The sequence below is a fragment of the Paenibacillus sp. H1-7 genome, from assembly GCF_022354825.1.
GTDB lineage: Bacteria > Bacillota > Bacilli > Paenibacillales > NBRC-103111 > Paenibacillus_S.
In genome coordinates this window covers 6,571,879-6,587,914 of record NZ_CP031168.1, presented here as the reverse complement: position 1 = coordinate 6,587,914, position 16,036 = coordinate 6,571,879, and the positions used below count along the sequence as shown (strand labels likewise).

Annotated in this window: 14 protein-coding genes; 10 read left to right on the top strand and 4 right to left on the bottom strand. The window is 52.7% G+C overall.

The window, feature by feature from the left end; translation table 11 throughout:
- Positions 1-21 precede the first annotated feature (21 nt).
- Positions 22-1,005, bottom strand: a complete 984-nt coding sequence (locus DVH26_RS29055) for a cation diffusion facilitator family transporter (protein ID WP_239628302.1) — start codon at positions 1,003-1,005, stop codon at positions 22-24.
- 420 nt (positions 1,006-1,425) lie between these two features.
- Between DVH26_RS29055 and DVH26_RS29050 the strand changes: the two genes are divergently transcribed.
- Both DVH26_RS29050 and DVH26_RS29045 read left to right on the top strand, forming a co-directional pair.
- Positions 1,426-4,122 (top strand): winged helix-turn-helix domain-containing protein, encoded by a 2,697-nt coding sequence (locus DVH26_RS29050; protein WP_239628300.1) that lies wholly within the window; start codon positions 1,426-1,428, stop codon positions 4,120-4,122.
- A 155-nt stretch (positions 4,123-4,277) separates the two neighbouring features.
- Positions 4,278-5,204: an NAD(P)-dependent alcohol dehydrogenase gene (locus DVH26_RS29045; protein WP_239635525.1), complete on the top strand. Its 927-nt coding sequence runs from the start codon at positions 4,278-4,280 to the stop codon at positions 5,202-5,204.
- Between the two features lie 96 nt (positions 5,205-5,300).
- On the opposite strand, the gene DVH26_RS29040 is transcribed toward DVH26_RS29045, so the two are convergent.
- The gene (locus DVH26_RS29040; RefSeq protein ID WP_239628298.1) at positions 5,301-5,906 is read right to left on the bottom strand and encodes a pentapeptide repeat-containing protein; all 606 of its coding nucleotides are present in this window, start codon (positions 5,904-5,906) and stop codon (positions 5,301-5,303) included.
- 199 nt (positions 5,907-6,105) lie between these two features.
- On the opposite strand from DVH26_RS29040, the gene DVH26_RS29035 reads away from it, so the two are divergent.
- A complete protein-coding gene (locus DVH26_RS29035; protein ID WP_239628295.1) occupies positions 6,106-6,837 on the top strand; it encodes a DUF1906 domain-containing protein in 732 nt (243 codons plus the stop codon).
- Positions 6,838-6,850: 13 nt separating this feature from the next.
- Here DVH26_RS29035 and DVH26_RS29030 read toward each other — a convergent pair whose 3' ends face one another.
- A complete protein-coding gene (locus tag DVH26_RS29030) occupies positions 6,851-7,051 on the bottom strand; it encodes a hypothetical protein (protein WP_239628293.1) in 201 nt (66 codons plus the stop codon).
- A gap of 238 nt (positions 7,052-7,289) precedes the next feature.
- On the opposite strand from DVH26_RS29030, the gene DVH26_RS29025 reads away from it, so the two are divergent.
- Both DVH26_RS29025 and DVH26_RS29020 read left to right on the top strand, forming a co-directional pair.
- On the top strand, positions 7,290-8,480 hold the full coding sequence (locus DVH26_RS29025) for an MFS transporter (protein ID WP_239628291.1): 1,191 nt from the start codon (positions 7,290-7,292) through the stop codon (positions 8,478-8,480).
- 18 nt (positions 8,481-8,498) lie between these two features.
- Positions 8,499-8,960, top strand: a complete 462-nt coding sequence (locus DVH26_RS29020; protein ID WP_239628288.1) for a DUF6884 domain-containing protein — start codon at positions 8,499-8,501, stop codon at positions 8,958-8,960.
- A 117-nt stretch (positions 8,961-9,077) separates the two neighbouring features.
- Here DVH26_RS29020 and pdxK read toward each other — a convergent pair whose 3' ends face one another.
- Complete coding sequence (gene pdxK / locus DVH26_RS29015) at positions 9,078-9,887, bottom strand: pyridoxine/pyridoxal/pyridoxamine kinase (RefSeq protein WP_239628286.1); 810 nt, start codon at positions 9,885-9,887, stop codon at positions 9,078-9,080.
- Between the two features lie 260 nt (positions 9,888-10,147).
- On the opposite strand from pdxK, the gene DVH26_RS29010 reads away from it, so the two are divergent.
- The 5 genes from DVH26_RS29010 (at position 10,148) to DVH26_RS28990 (ending at position 16,034) form a co-directional block, all read left to right on the top strand.
- Positions 10,148-11,176, top strand: a complete 1,029-nt coding sequence (locus tag DVH26_RS29010) for a Gfo/Idh/MocA family protein (protein WP_239628283.1) — start codon at positions 10,148-10,150, stop codon at positions 11,174-11,176.
- A gap of 17 nt (positions 11,177-11,193) precedes the next feature.
- Positions 11,194-12,102 (top strand): Gfo/Idh/MocA family protein, encoded by a 909-nt coding sequence (locus DVH26_RS29005; RefSeq protein ID WP_239628280.1) that lies wholly within the window; start codon positions 11,194-11,196, stop codon positions 12,100-12,102.
- 43 nt (positions 12,103-12,145) lie between these two features.
- Positions 12,146-13,042: a sugar phosphate isomerase/epimerase family protein gene (locus DVH26_RS29000; RefSeq protein ID WP_239628278.1), complete on the top strand. Its 897-nt coding sequence runs from the start codon at positions 12,146-12,148 to the stop codon at positions 13,040-13,042.
- A 221-nt stretch (positions 13,043-13,263) separates the two neighbouring features.
- Positions 13,264-14,904, top strand: a complete 1,641-nt coding sequence (locus tag DVH26_RS28995) for a helix-turn-helix domain-containing protein (RefSeq protein ID WP_239628276.1) — start codon at positions 13,264-13,266, stop codon at positions 14,902-14,904.
- Between the two features lie 125 nt (positions 14,905-15,029).
- Positions 15,030-16,034, top strand: a complete 1,005-nt coding sequence (locus tag DVH26_RS28990) for a FecCD family ABC transporter permease (protein ID WP_239628273.1) — start codon at positions 15,030-15,032, stop codon at positions 16,032-16,034.
- Positions 16,035-16,036 lie beyond the last annotated feature (2 nt).

Here is a 16,036-nt window from a genome sequence, read left to right as displayed (position 1 = left end):
TCGCCACAAGGAAGAGCATCATTAATGTTCATGTTTATGCTCGTGTTCATGTTCATGTTCATGATGCTTTTCTTCCTGATGGCGGAGAAATTCCTTGCCGTACTCGCCGTGCGGATGAATGCTGGCATTCTCCATCTGGATTGTCGAGTGCTCAATGCCGTATTTGTCCTTCAACGTCTCGTTTATGGCGAGGATAATACAGAACGGCTGAATTTTATTGTCAATAAACACGTGAGCGGTCAAGGAGTAATGATCCGTCGAGATTGCCCATAGATGCATTTCGTGAACGTCCTCTACGCCTTCAACTAGGGCGATGTCTTTGCGGATTTCATCCAGGTTGAACTTCTCCGGTACGGACTCCATGAGGATCATGTACGATTCCTTGATAATTTTCGAACCGCCCGCGAAAATAATGCCCCCAATGACCATACTGATCAGCGGATCGAACCATTGCAAGCCGGTGAAATAAATCAGCGTCGCCGAGATGATAACGCCAACCGAGCTGAGCAAATCGCCGATAAAATGCCACAAGGCGCTCTGTACGTTCAAATTCTCCTCTTCCTCCATGCTTCGGCTAAGGACGAAGGTCAGAACAATGTTGACTATAAGACCGATGGAAGCGATGATCAGCATCAGCTTGAAATCGATGGGCTCCGGATTAATAAACCGGCGAATCCCTTCGATGAAGATGCCGACGGCGATAATGGCCAGCGCCAGACCGTTGAGGAAGGAGGCGATGATTTCAAAGCGCAAATAGCCGAAAGTAAACCGGGCGTTAGGGTGACGCGTCGCCAAATAAATCGCCACCATGCTGAGCCCGAGCGCGAGCACGTCGGATATCATATGCGCTGAGTCGGAGAGAAGGGCCAATGAGTTCGAGAGCAAGCCTCCGACAATTTCCACTATCGTAAAAAATAAGGTCAAGTACAGCGTGACCCACAACGTTTTCTTAGATCGGGATTGTTCCTTTACATGATGTAAATGATGATAATCGTATTCCGCCATGATGGCTCACCTGCCTAAATGAAAAATGTTTTATGTCTCGGATTATACGTCAAGGTCGAAATTTTGGCAAATACTTTAATTGAGACCGTTTATCACCAATTTGAGAGCAATTATCACCGATTTGAGAAGTTTTTTCAATTATTTGAGAGCTTTTCTCAACTACGCTAAGGAAGCGCTTTTTTCTGAAATAAATCGAAAGCGTTTTCTAAATTGTTACACAATTGAAATATTTCTGTTACGGTTTTAACATGTTTCCTGTGTAATATAATAAACAAGACCCCCTTTTTAATATATAAACACTTCAGATCCGGCCCCGTTGGCTGGGTCTCTTTTTTTGTGCAGGAACAACGATTTCGCGGTCGAACATAATCATAATATGTAATTTAGCGCTGAGATTGACGGCGTAGAATGGTGGTTGTCATGTCCGCTCCCATTATATCCACGAAGCTCCATATTCCTCCGCTCCGCTCTAAAGCAGTTCTCCGGCATAGGCTGACCGGGCGTCTGATCAAGGGAATGAAGCGCAAGCTCTCCCTCGTTTCCGCATCTGCAGGCTATGGCAAAACAACGCTGGTTGCAGAGTGGCTCTCCCGCTGTACTCAACCTGTCGCCTGGCTGTCTCTGGAAGAGGGGGACAACGAGCCTGCCCGCTTTTTGACTTACTTCATCGCTGCATTGCGTAAAATATCGGCGAATATCGGAGAAGCCGCATCCTTATTGCTTCAGTCACCACAGCTGCCTACGGCTGAATCGGTTATTGCATCACTTATTAACGAGATAACCTCCATTACAGACCATTTCGTACTCGTTCTTGATGATTATCACGTAATAAATGCCAACGGTCCGATTAACGATGCCGTAGTCCTACTGCTTGAGCGCATGCCGCCGCAAATGCATCTGGTGATTATTACCCGCGAAGATCCTCGTCTGCCTTTGGCAAGGTTACGAGTGCGGGACGACTTAACGGAAATACGTGCTGCAGACTTGAGATTCACTTCCTCCGAAACAACCGAATTTTTGGACGGGGTGATGGGTCTAAGTCTTGCACCGGAGCAGGTCGCTCTCCTTGAATCCCGCACCGAAGGGTGGATTGCCGGTCTGCAATTAGCCGCACTTTCTATGCAGGGACATGAGGATCCCGCGCAGCTGATTTCATCCTTCACCGGCAGCCATCGGTTCGTGCTGGATTATTTGGTCGAAGAAGTGCTGAAGAAGCAGCCCGCAGCCGTACAGCACTTTTTACTGAGTACCTCCATTCTTGACCGGCTTTGCGGTCCTCTTTGCGATGCTGTCCTCGATTCGGATTTCGGAGAGCAGAGCGTCCCCTTCACTTCCGGGCGGGAAATTCTTGCTTATCTCGAACAGGCCAACCTGTTCATCGTGCCGTTGGACGATGAGCGGCGTTGGTACCGATATCACCATCTTTTTGCCGAGCTGCTGCGCAAACGGCTCCATCAGAGTGGAGATGAGAGGCAGGCGGCGGAGCTTCATCTTCGCGCAAGCCAATGGTATGAAGACCATAACCTGCTGCCGGAGGCCTTTCACCATGCCGCAGCGGCCCAGGATACCGGGCGTGCTGCCAGGCTGCTGGAAGGGGAAGGGATGCCGCTGATCTTTCGCGGGGCGGTGGCTCCGCTGCTGCAATGGCTTCATTCGCTGCCCCGTGCGGAATTGGATGCATGGCCCGCGTTATGGGTGATGTACGCATCAGCACTGCTGTTGACGGGCCAAATGAGCGGCGTGGAGCCGAAGCTCCAGGCGGCTGAAAAAAAACTCGAAGGCTACGGGCAAGACAAGAAGACGAGGGATCTTATCGGCCATATTGCAGCCATACGCGCAACACTGGCTGTCAGCAAGCATCAGGCGGACATGATTTTGGCGGAATCGCAGCGCGCTCTGGACTTCTTGGACCCGGACAATCTGCCTGTCCGCACAGCCACGGTCTGGACGCTTGGCTATGCCCATCAGCTCCAAGGGGATCGTGCCGCAGCCAGAGAAGCTTATACGGAAGCATTATCGAGCAGCCGGTCGATCGGGCATATCGTCATCACGATTATGTCTGCGCTTGGCCTCGGGAACTTGCAAGAGGCGGACAACCAGCTGGACGCGGCGGCAGAGACCTACAGGGAAGTGCTCGCGATGGCAGGCGATCCGCCTCTGCCGACCGCATGCGAAGCACACCTGGGCTTGGCCCGTATACGGTATGAGTGGAACGATCCGGAGGCTGCTATGAAGCACGGCCTCCAGTCGGTCGAGCTCGCGAGGCAGCTCGAGCATACGGACAGAGCCGTTGCGGGCGAGGTGCTTCTCGCCCGCCTGAAGCTGGCGCGGGGCGACAGCAGCGGCGCGGCCGCCCTATTGGCCGAGGCGGAGCGCACCGCGCTTCGCCTGCAATTCGCGAGCCAACTGCAGCCTATTGCAGCTGCAAAGGTGCTCGTGCTGCTTCGCCAAGGCCGACTGATGGCGGCCTCCCGATTGGCGCAGAAGCACGAGCTTCCCGTTAGCCTTGCACGGGTGTGCCTGGCGCAGGGTGACCCGTCTGCTGCTCTCGCGCTGCTGGAGCCATTGCGAGAGCAAGCGGAAATACAGGGCTTGGAGGATGAGCTCCTCCGGATCATAGTCCTCCAAGCGGCTGCTTTGTACGCGCATGGCGGAACGTTGAACGCCTTGTGGCTGCTTGAGAAAGCCTTGACCGCAGCGGAGCCTGGCGGGTTTATCCGGCTTTTTATCGATGAAGGCGTCACGATGTTCAGCCTGCTGCGCGAAGCGGCTGCACATGAGATCCTGCCGGACTATACAGGCAGGCTGCTCGCTGCTTTTGAAGCCGAGGCACGGGGAGAAGACGCCGATTCGGGCCTGCCGCAAGCAGAACCGGGCTCGAACCCGGCTGAACAGCATGTATCTCCATTCGTTCAGCCTCTTGTAGAGCCGTTGAGCGGACGGGAGCTGGAAGTGCTGCAGCTTATCGCCCAAGGACTCTCGAATCGCGAGATTGGCGAGCGGCTGTTCATTGCACTGCCTACGGTGAAGGGGCATAACCGGATGATTTTTGACAAGCTGCAGGTAACCAGGCGAACCGAGGCGATTGCACGAGCCCGCAACCTGGGTCTGTTGTGAGGTTTATCCGTACTCGCGTCGTTCCAGCGCCTCCCATCTTCAAAACCATACTTTAGTATCTGTAAGTCCATGCCGTACTACAGCTATACTGAGTGCAAAATGAGGTGTGGAGGAAACCGATGAAACCGATGAAACCGATGAAACCGATGAAACAAATGAAAGCGATGATATGCACAAAATACGGATCACCGGACGTTCTGGAGCTTAGAGAGGTACCGAAGCCTGCTCCCAAGGACAATGAAATATTGGTAAAAGTTCGTGCGACTTCCGTAACGACGGGAGATTGCAGAGTACGAGGCTTTAACAGTCCTCTCTCGTACTGGATCCCCATGCGAATTTTTCTCGGCATTCGAAAGCCAAGACAACCGATCCTTGGGGTGGAGCTGGCAGGCGAAGTAGAGGAAGTCGGAAAAGCCGTGACACGATTCCGTAAGGGAGACCGGATTTATGCAATGACCGGGATGCGGTTCGGCGGATACGCCGAGTACACATGTATGGCGGAAGACGGCTTAGTGGCCGAGAAGCCGGCCAATGCGACCTTTGCGGAAGCCGCCGGAGTCCTTTTCGGGGGAACTACCGCCTTGCATTTTTTTAGAAAAGCCAATATCCGGGCCGGCCACAAAGTACTGGTCTATGGAGCGTCCGGAGCGGTCGGGACTTCCGCGGTACAGCTGGCGAAGCATTTTGGAGCGGAGGTTACGGGGGTATGCAGTACAGCAAACGTAGAATTGGTGAAATCTCTCGGAGCCGATAAGATCGTCGACTACACGACAGAGGATTTTGCGGACGGAACAGAGCATTACGACATCGTGTTCGATACGGTCGGCAAAGCAGCGAAATCCCGCGCCAGGAAAGCGTTGGCTCCGAACGGAATCTATGTGTCGGTCGAAGGGCAGGGAGTGGCAAAGGAACGCAGGGAGGATGTGCTTCTCCTCAAGGAGCTTATCGAGACGGGCAAAATAAAACCGGTCATCGACAGACTCTATCCGCTGGAGCAAATTCCTGAGGCCCACCGCTATGTAGAAAAGGGCCACAAAAAAGGCAACGTAATCATCACGGTGAGTCACGAAGACAGCCTGTAGCTGAAAATTGTATTATAGCTGGAAAGTTGCCTTACACCAACAAAGTCCCGTCTATGGAGATGGCTCCGCAGGCCGGGACTTTTGCAGGTTTCAGGATCATTCCACTTTGGCGCCGAACGAGCGCAGGAAAGCGATGGCCTGCCCTGCGTCCATACGAGCTCCTTTAACGGAAACGGACTGAAAGTCAACACCGTCCAAAATAGCCCCGCGCAAATCCGCTCCCTGAAGCTGGGCTTGACTCAGCTGGGCCCGCGTCAGGTCTGCGTCGCGAAGATCGCATTTCTCCAGATTGCAGCGGAACAAATCCGCTTCTACCAAACGGATGCCCTGCAGTGATTGCTTGCTTAAATTCACGTGGCGCAAATTCGTGTAAGACCAATCCCCTCTATCGATCGTCACGCCGTTCATATTGCACTCCGAAAAGTCGGAGCCAACCAGCTTGCATTCCTCGAACCTGGCTACGAACAGGCTGGCCGCCTTAAAGCGGCAGTTCGTAAACGCCGAGCCTGTGTGTATGGATGCGTTCAGCAAGGCCCCCGAGAAATCGCAATCGACAAAATGGCATCCCGTCGTCTGCAATTCCTCCATGGAAGCCCCCCTAAAGCTGCAGCGAACAAAGGTGCAGTATTTCATCTCGCTGTCCCGAAAATCGTTATTGCTAAAATCCGCTTCGGAATAGCATTGGTCCGTAATGGATTGCATCGTAAAATCCCCTTTGCTAGTGATCAGCTTTTATTATGTAACGGCGGCCTTACATTCCGCAAGTATAACCGAAGAAGACCTCCGAGAAGCCCGTTTCATGTGCTTTGGTGACAGTGACGGATGACGATTTGGAAGCTGCTGCATATTTTAAAGTAAGCAATACCGTTTCAGCATACAAGGAGAGAGGGGAAGATACACCATGGCCAAAGGATTTGACTGCGCAACGCCGCTGACAGAGAGTACGGCCGCGGCGTTTAAACGGGACGGATATGTATTCGCAGCCCGTTACCTTGTTCCAAGCAGCTGGAAGGCATTGAGCCGATCCGAGGTTGAAATCATCAGCAATGCGGGACTGCAAATCGTCTCTGTCTTTGAAACGACGGCGAACCGGGCATTGGGCGGAAGAGCCGCAGGATTAAGCGACGGTGCCACGGCAATGGCGTTGGCCGCCCAGATGGGTCAGCCGGCGGGAAGCGCCATCTATTTCGCCGTAGACTTTGATGCCACGCCGACTCAAATGGCGACGATCATCGAATATATTAAAGGCGCGAGCAGCGCGACGCCTAACTACTATACGGGAGTGTACGGATCGTATTCGGTCGTTGAAGCGGTCTACGCCGCCGGAGCGTGCTCGCGATTTTGGCAGACGTACTCCTGGAGCGGAGGCAGGCAGTCGGATATCGCGAATATTTATCAGTACAGGAACGATATTACGGTCAACGGAATCCCTGTCGATCTCAATGAATCTTACGGCGCCGAAGGCTGGTGGAGCACCGTACCGTCAGGCTATTCGCTGGATGCGGACGATGCCAATAAAATCATCGGTTTTCTGAAGGCGGGATATGAGACGGCAAATGACGAGCAGGGGAAGGAAGACTTTCACCGGTTAGCTAATGAATTAAGGAAAGCGTCGGGGCAGCCGGAGGAATAGGAAGTTTGCGGATTTACAACGGGGGCTTCTTATAGGTGCCGTTTCTGTCAGGCCGGTCCTGCTTGTTGGCGACGAGCGCGATCACGGTAACGGATACGACGATAAGCAGGCCGCTCTCCCAATAGGTCAGCTGCCCGTTCGTTGTCCACAGGAACGTCATGAACAGCAAAATCCACATGTTCACGTAAATGTACTCGTACAGCAGTCTTGGCATAAACTCACCCTCATTTCTTAAATGTCGGAGTTCGTATCATTTTATGAAGCGGATACGTCCAAGGCTACATGCAAACGAAAAAAATATAAACCCAGGAGCGGCGGCAGCGGAGAAGAAGGGTTTACAGAAAGTATAGACGGTGGTACGATAAACTATGTTAAGTAATTGTTAAGACAATTAATTATTTTCAACATTGTTCCTGTGCATATGGAAATCATGTTGCCAGTCGGAGGCTCTCATGGAATCATGGAAACGAAATTTATGGCTCCTATGGGTAGGATGCTTCATTACGTCGGCCAGCTTCTCCATGGTCGTTCCGTTTTTGCCGCTTTTTTTGCTGCATATCGGGGTTAATCAGAATATTGAAATGTGGTCGGGGCTGCTGTTCAGCTCCGCTTTTTTTGCGGGCGCCATCTCCTCGCCCTACTGGGGAGCGCTTGGGGACAAGTACGGCCGCAAGCCGATGATCATACGCGCCGGGTTCGTATTATTCGTTATTTACGTGCTAACCTCCATGGTGACGAACCCTTATCAGCTGCTCATTCTGCGTATATTGCAGGGACTTCTTAGCGGCTTTATTCCGGGCTCAATCGCTCTAGTCGGCACCAACACGCCCGAGAAGCACGTCGGCTACGCGTTGTCCATGATGTCCACAGCGACGGCAACCGGAGGCATAATGGGACCGCTGCTTGGAGGGATTATCGCCAAAATTTTCGACAGCCGGATTGCATTTGCGAGCGCAGGGGTGTTCGTATTATGCAGCACGCTGCTGGTCTTGTTCTGGGTTAAGGAGGAAAAATTCGTTCCGAGCAAGGGCCGGGCTTCCGTCATCGAGTCGATGAAAATGGCGGTGAACAACCGGCCATTCTTGACTGTGCTGAGCTTGTCGCTGCTGACCCAATTCTCGGTTATGACCATCGAGCCGGTGCTTCCTCTCTACATCGTGCAGGTCGGCGGCTCGGCCAAGGACGCTTCGCTCGTCGCGGGAATCGTCTTCTCTCTCGTCGGGATCGCCAGCATCTTGTTCGCTCCTCGCTGGGGCAAGCTGGCCGATAAAATAGGGTTTCACAAAATTCTTGTGATCGGCCTGCTGGTCGGAGGACTCGGCAATTTGGCGCAGCTCTTGTTCCACGGCATTTGGGGATTCTCGATCGTCCGGTTCATTTACGGAGCCTTCTTCTGTGCCGTGTTCCCGGCGCTGAACGGCCTTGTGGTCCGTTCTACTCCAACCGATTTCCGTGGCAGAGCCTTCGGCCTCAATCAGACCGCGAATCAGCTTGGAGGCATGCTTGGACCTTTGGTCGGGGGAGCGATCAGCGGCGTGTTCTCGATCCACAGCGTCTTTTGGGTGACGGGCATTCTGCTGCTGTTAGCAGCCGGGCTCGCCTATCGGACGAACAGTCCGAGGCCGTCGGCAGGTCAAGGATAACGAAAGGGGCTTGCGCTCTTGAAACGACTTTGTATCATTCCTTGCGGTTCCAGGAAAATATGGGATACGGATCCGGCTGCAGCAGGCCCTTATGCGGCAAGGCTCGTCTATACGGGCGCCTTGCACCGCAAATGCCGGGCTTATGCGGAGCTTTTCGTGCCCGAGTGGGTGATTTTGTCGGCCAAGCACGGCTTCCTGCTTCCGGATGACGAGGTTCAGGGCAACTACAATGTTGCGTTCGGTACGAACCATCCGGATATCATCCCGCCGGCTGAGTTAAGAAGGCAAGTGGAGGAGAAAGGCTTGAACCGCTATGATGAGATCGTTGTGCTGGGCGGAAAAAAGTTCAAGGGCATCGTCCCGCAGCTGTTTCCGGACAAGCCTATCGCTTATCCGCTTGAAGGCAGCAAAGGCATCGGCCATATGCTGCAAAGGCTGGACCAGGCAGTGCAGCTGAAGCGGGAGCTTGCCGGCGGCTAAACTCTGTCCACAATATGTAAAGAAAAGCGCCTTCGAGCGCCATTAAAATACTTGTAACGAAAAAACGGCAGTCTCGAGAGAAATTTCTCTGAGACTGCCGTTTTTTCGTTTCGGCTGTTAGCCGAACTTGCGAAGCGCCGAATGCATAGTCGGCCCGACATACCCGTTCAGCGGGAAGCCGTGTTGAATGGCGTTCATGATGAACGATTTGGCCGTTGCGACGGCCTGCTTCACATCGCTGCCTTTGGCCAGTTCGGCCGTGATTGCAGCTGAATAAGTGCAGCCTGCTCCGTGCGTGTACGACGTCGGGATTTTATCCGACTCGTACAAATCGAACGTCGTACCGTCGAAGAGCAAATCGACCGCCCGAGGATGGTCCAGCTTCGCTCCGCCTTTGATCAGGACGTACTTGGCGCCGGCGGCGTGAATGATCTGCGCCGCTTCCTTCATGTCGTCCAGCGTCCGGATCGGAGCGGTATTAGCCAGCTGTGCCGCTTCGAACAAGTTCGGCGTAACGACGTCCGCTACCGGAACGAGCAGCTCGCGCAAAGCGACCGTAGATTCCGGATGGAGCGCTTCATCGTTGCCTTTGCACACCATGACAGGGTCGATGACGACACGGCTCAACCCTTTTTTCTTAATCGTATCCGATACGAGCTCGATGATCTCAACCGATCCGAGCATCCCCGTCTTCAAGGCGTCGACGCCGATCCCGCCCAAAACCGTCTTCAGCTGCTCCTCAATCGTAGGGAGCGCGACCGGATGAACGCCGTGATGCCAATGGTTGTCCGGATCCATCGTGACGATGGTCGTCAGCACGGTCATCCCGTACACGTCGCGTTCCTGGAAGGTTTTCAAATCCGCCTGAATGCCCGCGCCTCCGCTAGTATCCGATCCGGCGATGGTTAATGCTTTGTACATGCTCATAATGCTTCTCTCCTAAACGTATGATTACTGTGACTGGTATTCTTAATCGTATCACTTTACGTGAAATTTTCAATGGCAAAAACGAATATGCATTTTTTTCGATTCATAACCTTTTTTGCTGAAACCGCAAAATGGGTGAAAAAACGATAAATCGGACAATTGGCTAATGAATAATTCTTGGTTATGATCACAGGGAAGACGTTGGCAGGGGGAAATTTCCTGGGAACTACGGATGAAAAAGAAGAGGAGCGGGACTAACTATGTCGCAAAAAATTCGTTTTGCCGTAATTGGAGCAGGGGTCATAGCCCCATTGCATGCAAGAGCGATTCAGCAGCATCCGGAGGCGGAGCTTGTTGCGTTCGTCGATTCCGTGAAGGAGAAGGCGGAGAAGCTGGCGAAAGAATATGGCGTATCCGAGGTATACGGAGATATCCGCGAGCTTCTTCAGGAGAGCGACGTAGACGCGGTCTGCATATGTCTCCCAAGCGGCTTGCATAGCGAAGTGACGATCGCCGCAGCCGAGGCGGGCAAGCATGTGCTGTGCGAGAAGCCGCTGGACATCACGTTGGCCAGTATGGATGCGATGATCGCAGCCTGCCGCAGCCATAAGGTAAAGCTGGCTACCGTGTTCCAGAAGCGGACGACGGAGCTCGCCATTCAAGTCCGCAAAGCGGTTCAGGAAGGCAAGCTCGGCAAGCTGGTGCTGGGGGACGCCTATTTGAAGTATTACCGCAGCCCGGAATACTACAAGAGCGCCGACTGGAGAGGGACATGGGCGGTGGACGGAGGCGGAGCCCTGATGAATCAAGGGGTTCACGGCATCGACATCATCCGTTGGATCATGGGAGATGTAGATAGCGTGTTTGCCTATGCTGCGCCTCTGGTAAGAGATATTGAGGTGGAGGATACCGCCGTTGCGGTCGTTCGATATAAAAACGGCGCCTTCGGAGTCATTCAGGGCACAACGTCGGTTAACCCGGGACAAGAGCCGCGATTTGAAATTCATGGCGAGCACGGCTCCATCATTTATGGAGACAGCGGCATCAAGCTGTGGAAGACGATAGACGGAGAGGAGCCTCCTGCCGCTGCGGCGAGCAGCAAGGCGGAAGGCAGCAATGATCCGCAGGCGATATCCAATGACGGGCATTACATCCTCATTGACGATCTTATCCACGCGATCCGCGAGGACCGGGATCCTCTCATTTCCGGAGAGGAAGCAAGGAAAGCGGTCGAGCTGATCTTGGCGATCTATGAATCCGCACGCACCGGCCGGGAAGTCAAATTATAGGAGAGGAGTCGTTACCTATGGGAGATACGACGCTGAGAATCGGCATGATCGGACTCGATACGAGTCATGCGCCTGCTTTTGCTGAACTGCTGAACGATCCGAACCATCCCTATCACATTGCAGGGGGCAAAGTAGTTACCGCTTATCCGGGGGGCTCGCCTGATTTTGAACTGAGCGCATCCCGTGTAGAAGGATTTACGGAGAAGATCCGTGAAAAGTTTGATGTAGCGATGGCAGGCTCGCCGGAAGAGGTGGCCGAAGCAAGTGACGCGATTTTGCTGCTTTCCGTTGACGGGCGTGTACATCTCGACCAATTCCGGAAAATAGCGCCGTACGGCAAGCCGGTGTTTGTCGACAAGCCGTTTGCGGTCAGCAGCGGCGACGCCCAGGCGATCGCCGAGCTCGCCCAAGCTCACCGGATCCCGCTCGTGAGCTGCTCCTCGGTCCGGTATGCGCAAGGGCTGACGGATGCGCTGTCCGATGACTCTGGAGGCGCTCTTATCGGAGCCGACTGCTACGGACCGCTGGAGCTGCAGCCGACGCAGCCGGGGCTATATTGGTACGGCATCCATACGGCGGATATGCTGTATGCCGCTCTCGGGCAAGGCTGCCGGCAAGTACGCACCGTCACGAATGACGATCATGATCTCGTCGTCGCCGAATGGTCGGACGGGCGGGTCGGGACGATTCGCGGCAACCGGAAAGGGAACAAGACCTTCGGCGCACTGATCCATAGGGAGAAAGGAAGCCGATTCGTCGATGTATATGCCCATCCAAAGCCGTATTACGCCAGCATGCTGGAAGCGGTCATGGCGATGTTCCGTACCGGTGTGCCTCCTATTGACCTGAACGAGACGTTGGAGGTCATCCGTTTCATTGAAGCGGCGAACGAGAGCCGGAGTACTGGCCGGACAGTACAGCTATAAGGAAAGCCTTAGATAGAATGGGTTTCATCCAAGGAGGTTGCCAATGAAGCTGCCATTTCAGTTAGGCATAATGACGGACGAGGTATCCCAGCATATCGAGGATGCCATCCGGCTCGCGCACGAGTTCGGGCTGACCGCCCTCGAGCTGCGCTCCGTCGACGGCTTGCAGCTGCATCTGCTTGAACCGCAGCGGCTGGAGCAGATCGGGGAGCAAATTCGCAAAGCGGGACTTGCGGTGTGCGCCTTGTCCACGCCGGTGTTCAAATGCGAGCTGGACGATCCGGAGGAGGTGAAGCGGAGCAAGGAGATTCTGCTTCAGGATTTGCGGATCGCCAACCTGCTTGGTGCCGGCATCCTTCGCGGCTTCAGCTTTTGGGCGAAAGCGGACGTGCCGTTCGCCGACGCTTTTCCGCGCATCGTAAGGGAGCTGCAAAGCATCGCTCCGCTGCTGGAGGAAGCGAAGGTCGTGTTCGCGCTGGAGTTCGATCCGGCAGTATACGCAACGAACGGGGCTAAGGTAGCCCGTATAGTAGAAGCCGTCGGCTCCCCGTGGATCCGGGCGCTGTATGACCCGGGCAACGACATGTGGGACCCTGATGGAGAGGTGCCCTACCCGGACGGGTATGAGCATTTGAAGCCTTACATGTGCCATATCCATCTGAAGGATGCCGTCCGCAGCGGAGAAGAGGTCGAGGCGGTAGCCGTCGGGACCGGACAGGTCGATTACAGAAGGCTGTTCGCCCGATTGGAGGAGGACCGGTACGCTGGATATTGCATTGTGGAGACGCATTACAGGCTCCGCTCCAAATTGACGGAGGAGCAGCTGAAGCGCCCGTCCGGCCACCTGTTTTCGGAGGGTGGCGAGGAAGCTTCAAGACAATGCCTGCAAAGCTTGTTCGGGCTGCTTGGCGAGCTTTTCCATGAGAAGCCGCAGCAGTAGCCGGCTGTAATGCAAAGCAATAACAGCAATTAGTAAAGAAAAATGGTTGAGCAGCGCATTATGACTGCTCGACTATTTTTCTTTTTTTATATTGATCGAAATATCGATTGCATAGAAGGAAGAAGTGGCTTAAAATATCATCCATGATAATCATTCTCAGTATCTCGGGACAAGAGGCTAGACGAGTACTTCAAGCATTATGAGAATTGGAGACAGCATATATGAAGCCGCATAACGATAACACGATATCCTTGCAAAGAGCGATTTATGATATTCAAGCATCCGGCAAATCTCAAGCGGTGCCTGAGTGCATCGACGAGCACCGTGCCTTGGAGCATCAATTGATTTTGTATGCTGCCAAAGGAAAGGGAGACATCTTCATCGATGGGAAACGTGAACAATTAGAGAGAGAGTCTATTTATGTTCATGCACCCGGCACCAAGCTGGAAATCCAACTGAGCCCCGGCTCATCCGCAATGTTTTACTGGATTTCATTTGATTTGTTCATTTTATCGGAAAAGACAGATTCCCGAAGAGGCTTTGTTCTGGAAACGACCTTCCCACTCCAGGGCAAGATTCGCGCCTTTAGCAGCCAATTCAAACGGTTCATGTACTTGCTTATATCGGATACGAAACTGGAATCGGATGAGAGCAGACGATTTCATAGACAGCAGCTTTTGCACAATATGCTGAACGATTTGTTGACTCATGCAACGGCAGTAAACGGCAATGATACCGAGAACAGGCTGAGAGTGACGATTGAGTATATGCAGCGACATTATCGGGAGAATATCCGGATGAGCGAGCTTGCGGAATTGGGACAGTTCCATCCTTCGTATTACTCCCAGGTGTTCAAACAAACGATGCAGAAAACACCGATGGCCTATCTAACTGACTTAAGAATCAACAAAGCAAAGGAAATGCTCCTTGTTACAGACAAATCGATTTCCGATATTGCCGCTCATGTCGGGTATGGCGATGAATTTTATTTCAGCAAAAGGTTTAAAGCTACAAGCGGTTATTCACCGACGGTATTTCCCGGGAAAAAGAAATTGAACATTATATCGCTTTCCGCCCCTTACACGGATCACCTGTTTACATTAGGGCACACACCTCGCGCAGCTCAGGTGCATCGTCACATACCGCTAGTCACAAAGCAGTTGAATCTTCCTAAGCACGGTTCCGAGTCCTGGAAGGCCAGCCGGGACATTTTTCTGGAAGAGCAGCCCGATTTAATCGTTTGCAAGGATAATGTATTAAGTAAAGCACAGGAACATATTAACGACATTGCTCCTATCATTTCTATCCCGTGGGTCAACAAAGACGTATACCAGCACCTGATCGACATTGCGGAGCTCATTAATCAACAACGATTGGCGCAGCAGTGGATCGACGAGCACGGCAAAAAAGCGGAAATGTGGAGGAAAAAACTGATGCCGATCATAGGGCAAGCGACCGTAGCCTTGTGCGTATGCAAGGGACATGATCTTCGCTTGTATGGTGACCGAAACATCGGTCATGTATTTTACCGCTCGCTAAATATTTGTCCGCCGGAGCGAATCGCCAAGGAAATGGGGAAGTCTCCCGCCGGTACCGTGTTTACTTGGAAGGCCATAGCTCCTGATGAGATAAGGTTCTATGAGTCCGACTTTTTGTTTGTTGCTATTGAGACGGAAAGCGACCGGCAGCGCATTCTCCATTTGCTGCGTTCCAATCCGTATTGGACCGGCCATCCTGCGGTTCGCCGGAAATCGCTATATTTTCTCGATTGGGATAAATGGATTGTCTACGCCCCTTACGCCATCAATCAACAGCTGGATGAACTAGGACATGTGCTTGCAGGAACGATCTCCCACTACTAAAGATCTAAAATTATTCCAGTTGCAATTCTTGAAAAAGATCATGTACAATTCATCTGTATCTTATAAAATGATAATGATAATTATTATCAAATGATAACGGAGAGAAGGGGTTCTTGCTTATTGTTATGAATGGAAGCAAACATACGGTCTTTTTTTTGCTACTGTTCGCTGCGTTGCTCGGATTAGGGGTTACCTTATTCATATCTGTTTCGTATGGCGCCAAAGAGTTAACCATGAGCGCGGTATGGTCAGCTGTCGTGCACTATGATGCGGAATTAACATCCCACCAGATCGTTCATGAGATCCGGCTTCCGCGTGTATTAGGCGCAGCCATAACCGGAATGGCTTTTGCAGTGGCAGGAGCGATCATGCAGGGCGTTACCCGCAATCCGATGGCTGATACCGGGATTCTCGGCATCAACGCCGGATCTACGCTTATTGTTGCTCTCAGCTTCGCCTTTTTACCGAATTTGTCTTATTCTGCCTTGATTCTCTTATCCTTCGCGGGAGCAGCTATGACGACGGTATTTATTACACTGCTTGGTTCGTCTACGCCTGGAGGGCTGAGCTCGGTTAGATTAACGATCGCTGGGGCTGTCGTTGCAGCCATATTGCATTCTTTGAGCACAGGAATAGCCATATATTTTGCTTTGAGTCAAGATCTGGCCTTCTGGTACGCGGGAGGCGTGGCGGGAGTAAGCTGGTCCCACTTGAAGCTGCTGGTTCCTATTGTTCTGATTACGACGGTATGGGCGTGTACGATGGGGCGCTCTATCAGCTTTTTGTCTCTTGGCGATGAATCGGCGACGAATTTGGGGATTCGAACCGATAAAGTCCGTTTCTTAGGCATGGTCGCTGCGGTAATCTTGGCAGGCACTTCCGTCTCGGTAGCCGGATCCATTGGATTTGTAGGGTTAATCGTTCCTCATATCGTACGCTCTCTTGTGGGTGTGGATTACAGGAAGATTATTCCCCTCTCGTCCATTTTGGGTTCTATTTTGCTGGTATGGGCAGATTTTGCCTCGCGCATGGTCAACCCTCCCAGAGAATTCGCGATCGGAGCCATGGTGGCTATGGTCGGCGTTCCTTTCTTTCTTTATTTGGCGCGTAAAGAAAGGAGAGATTTGTAGCT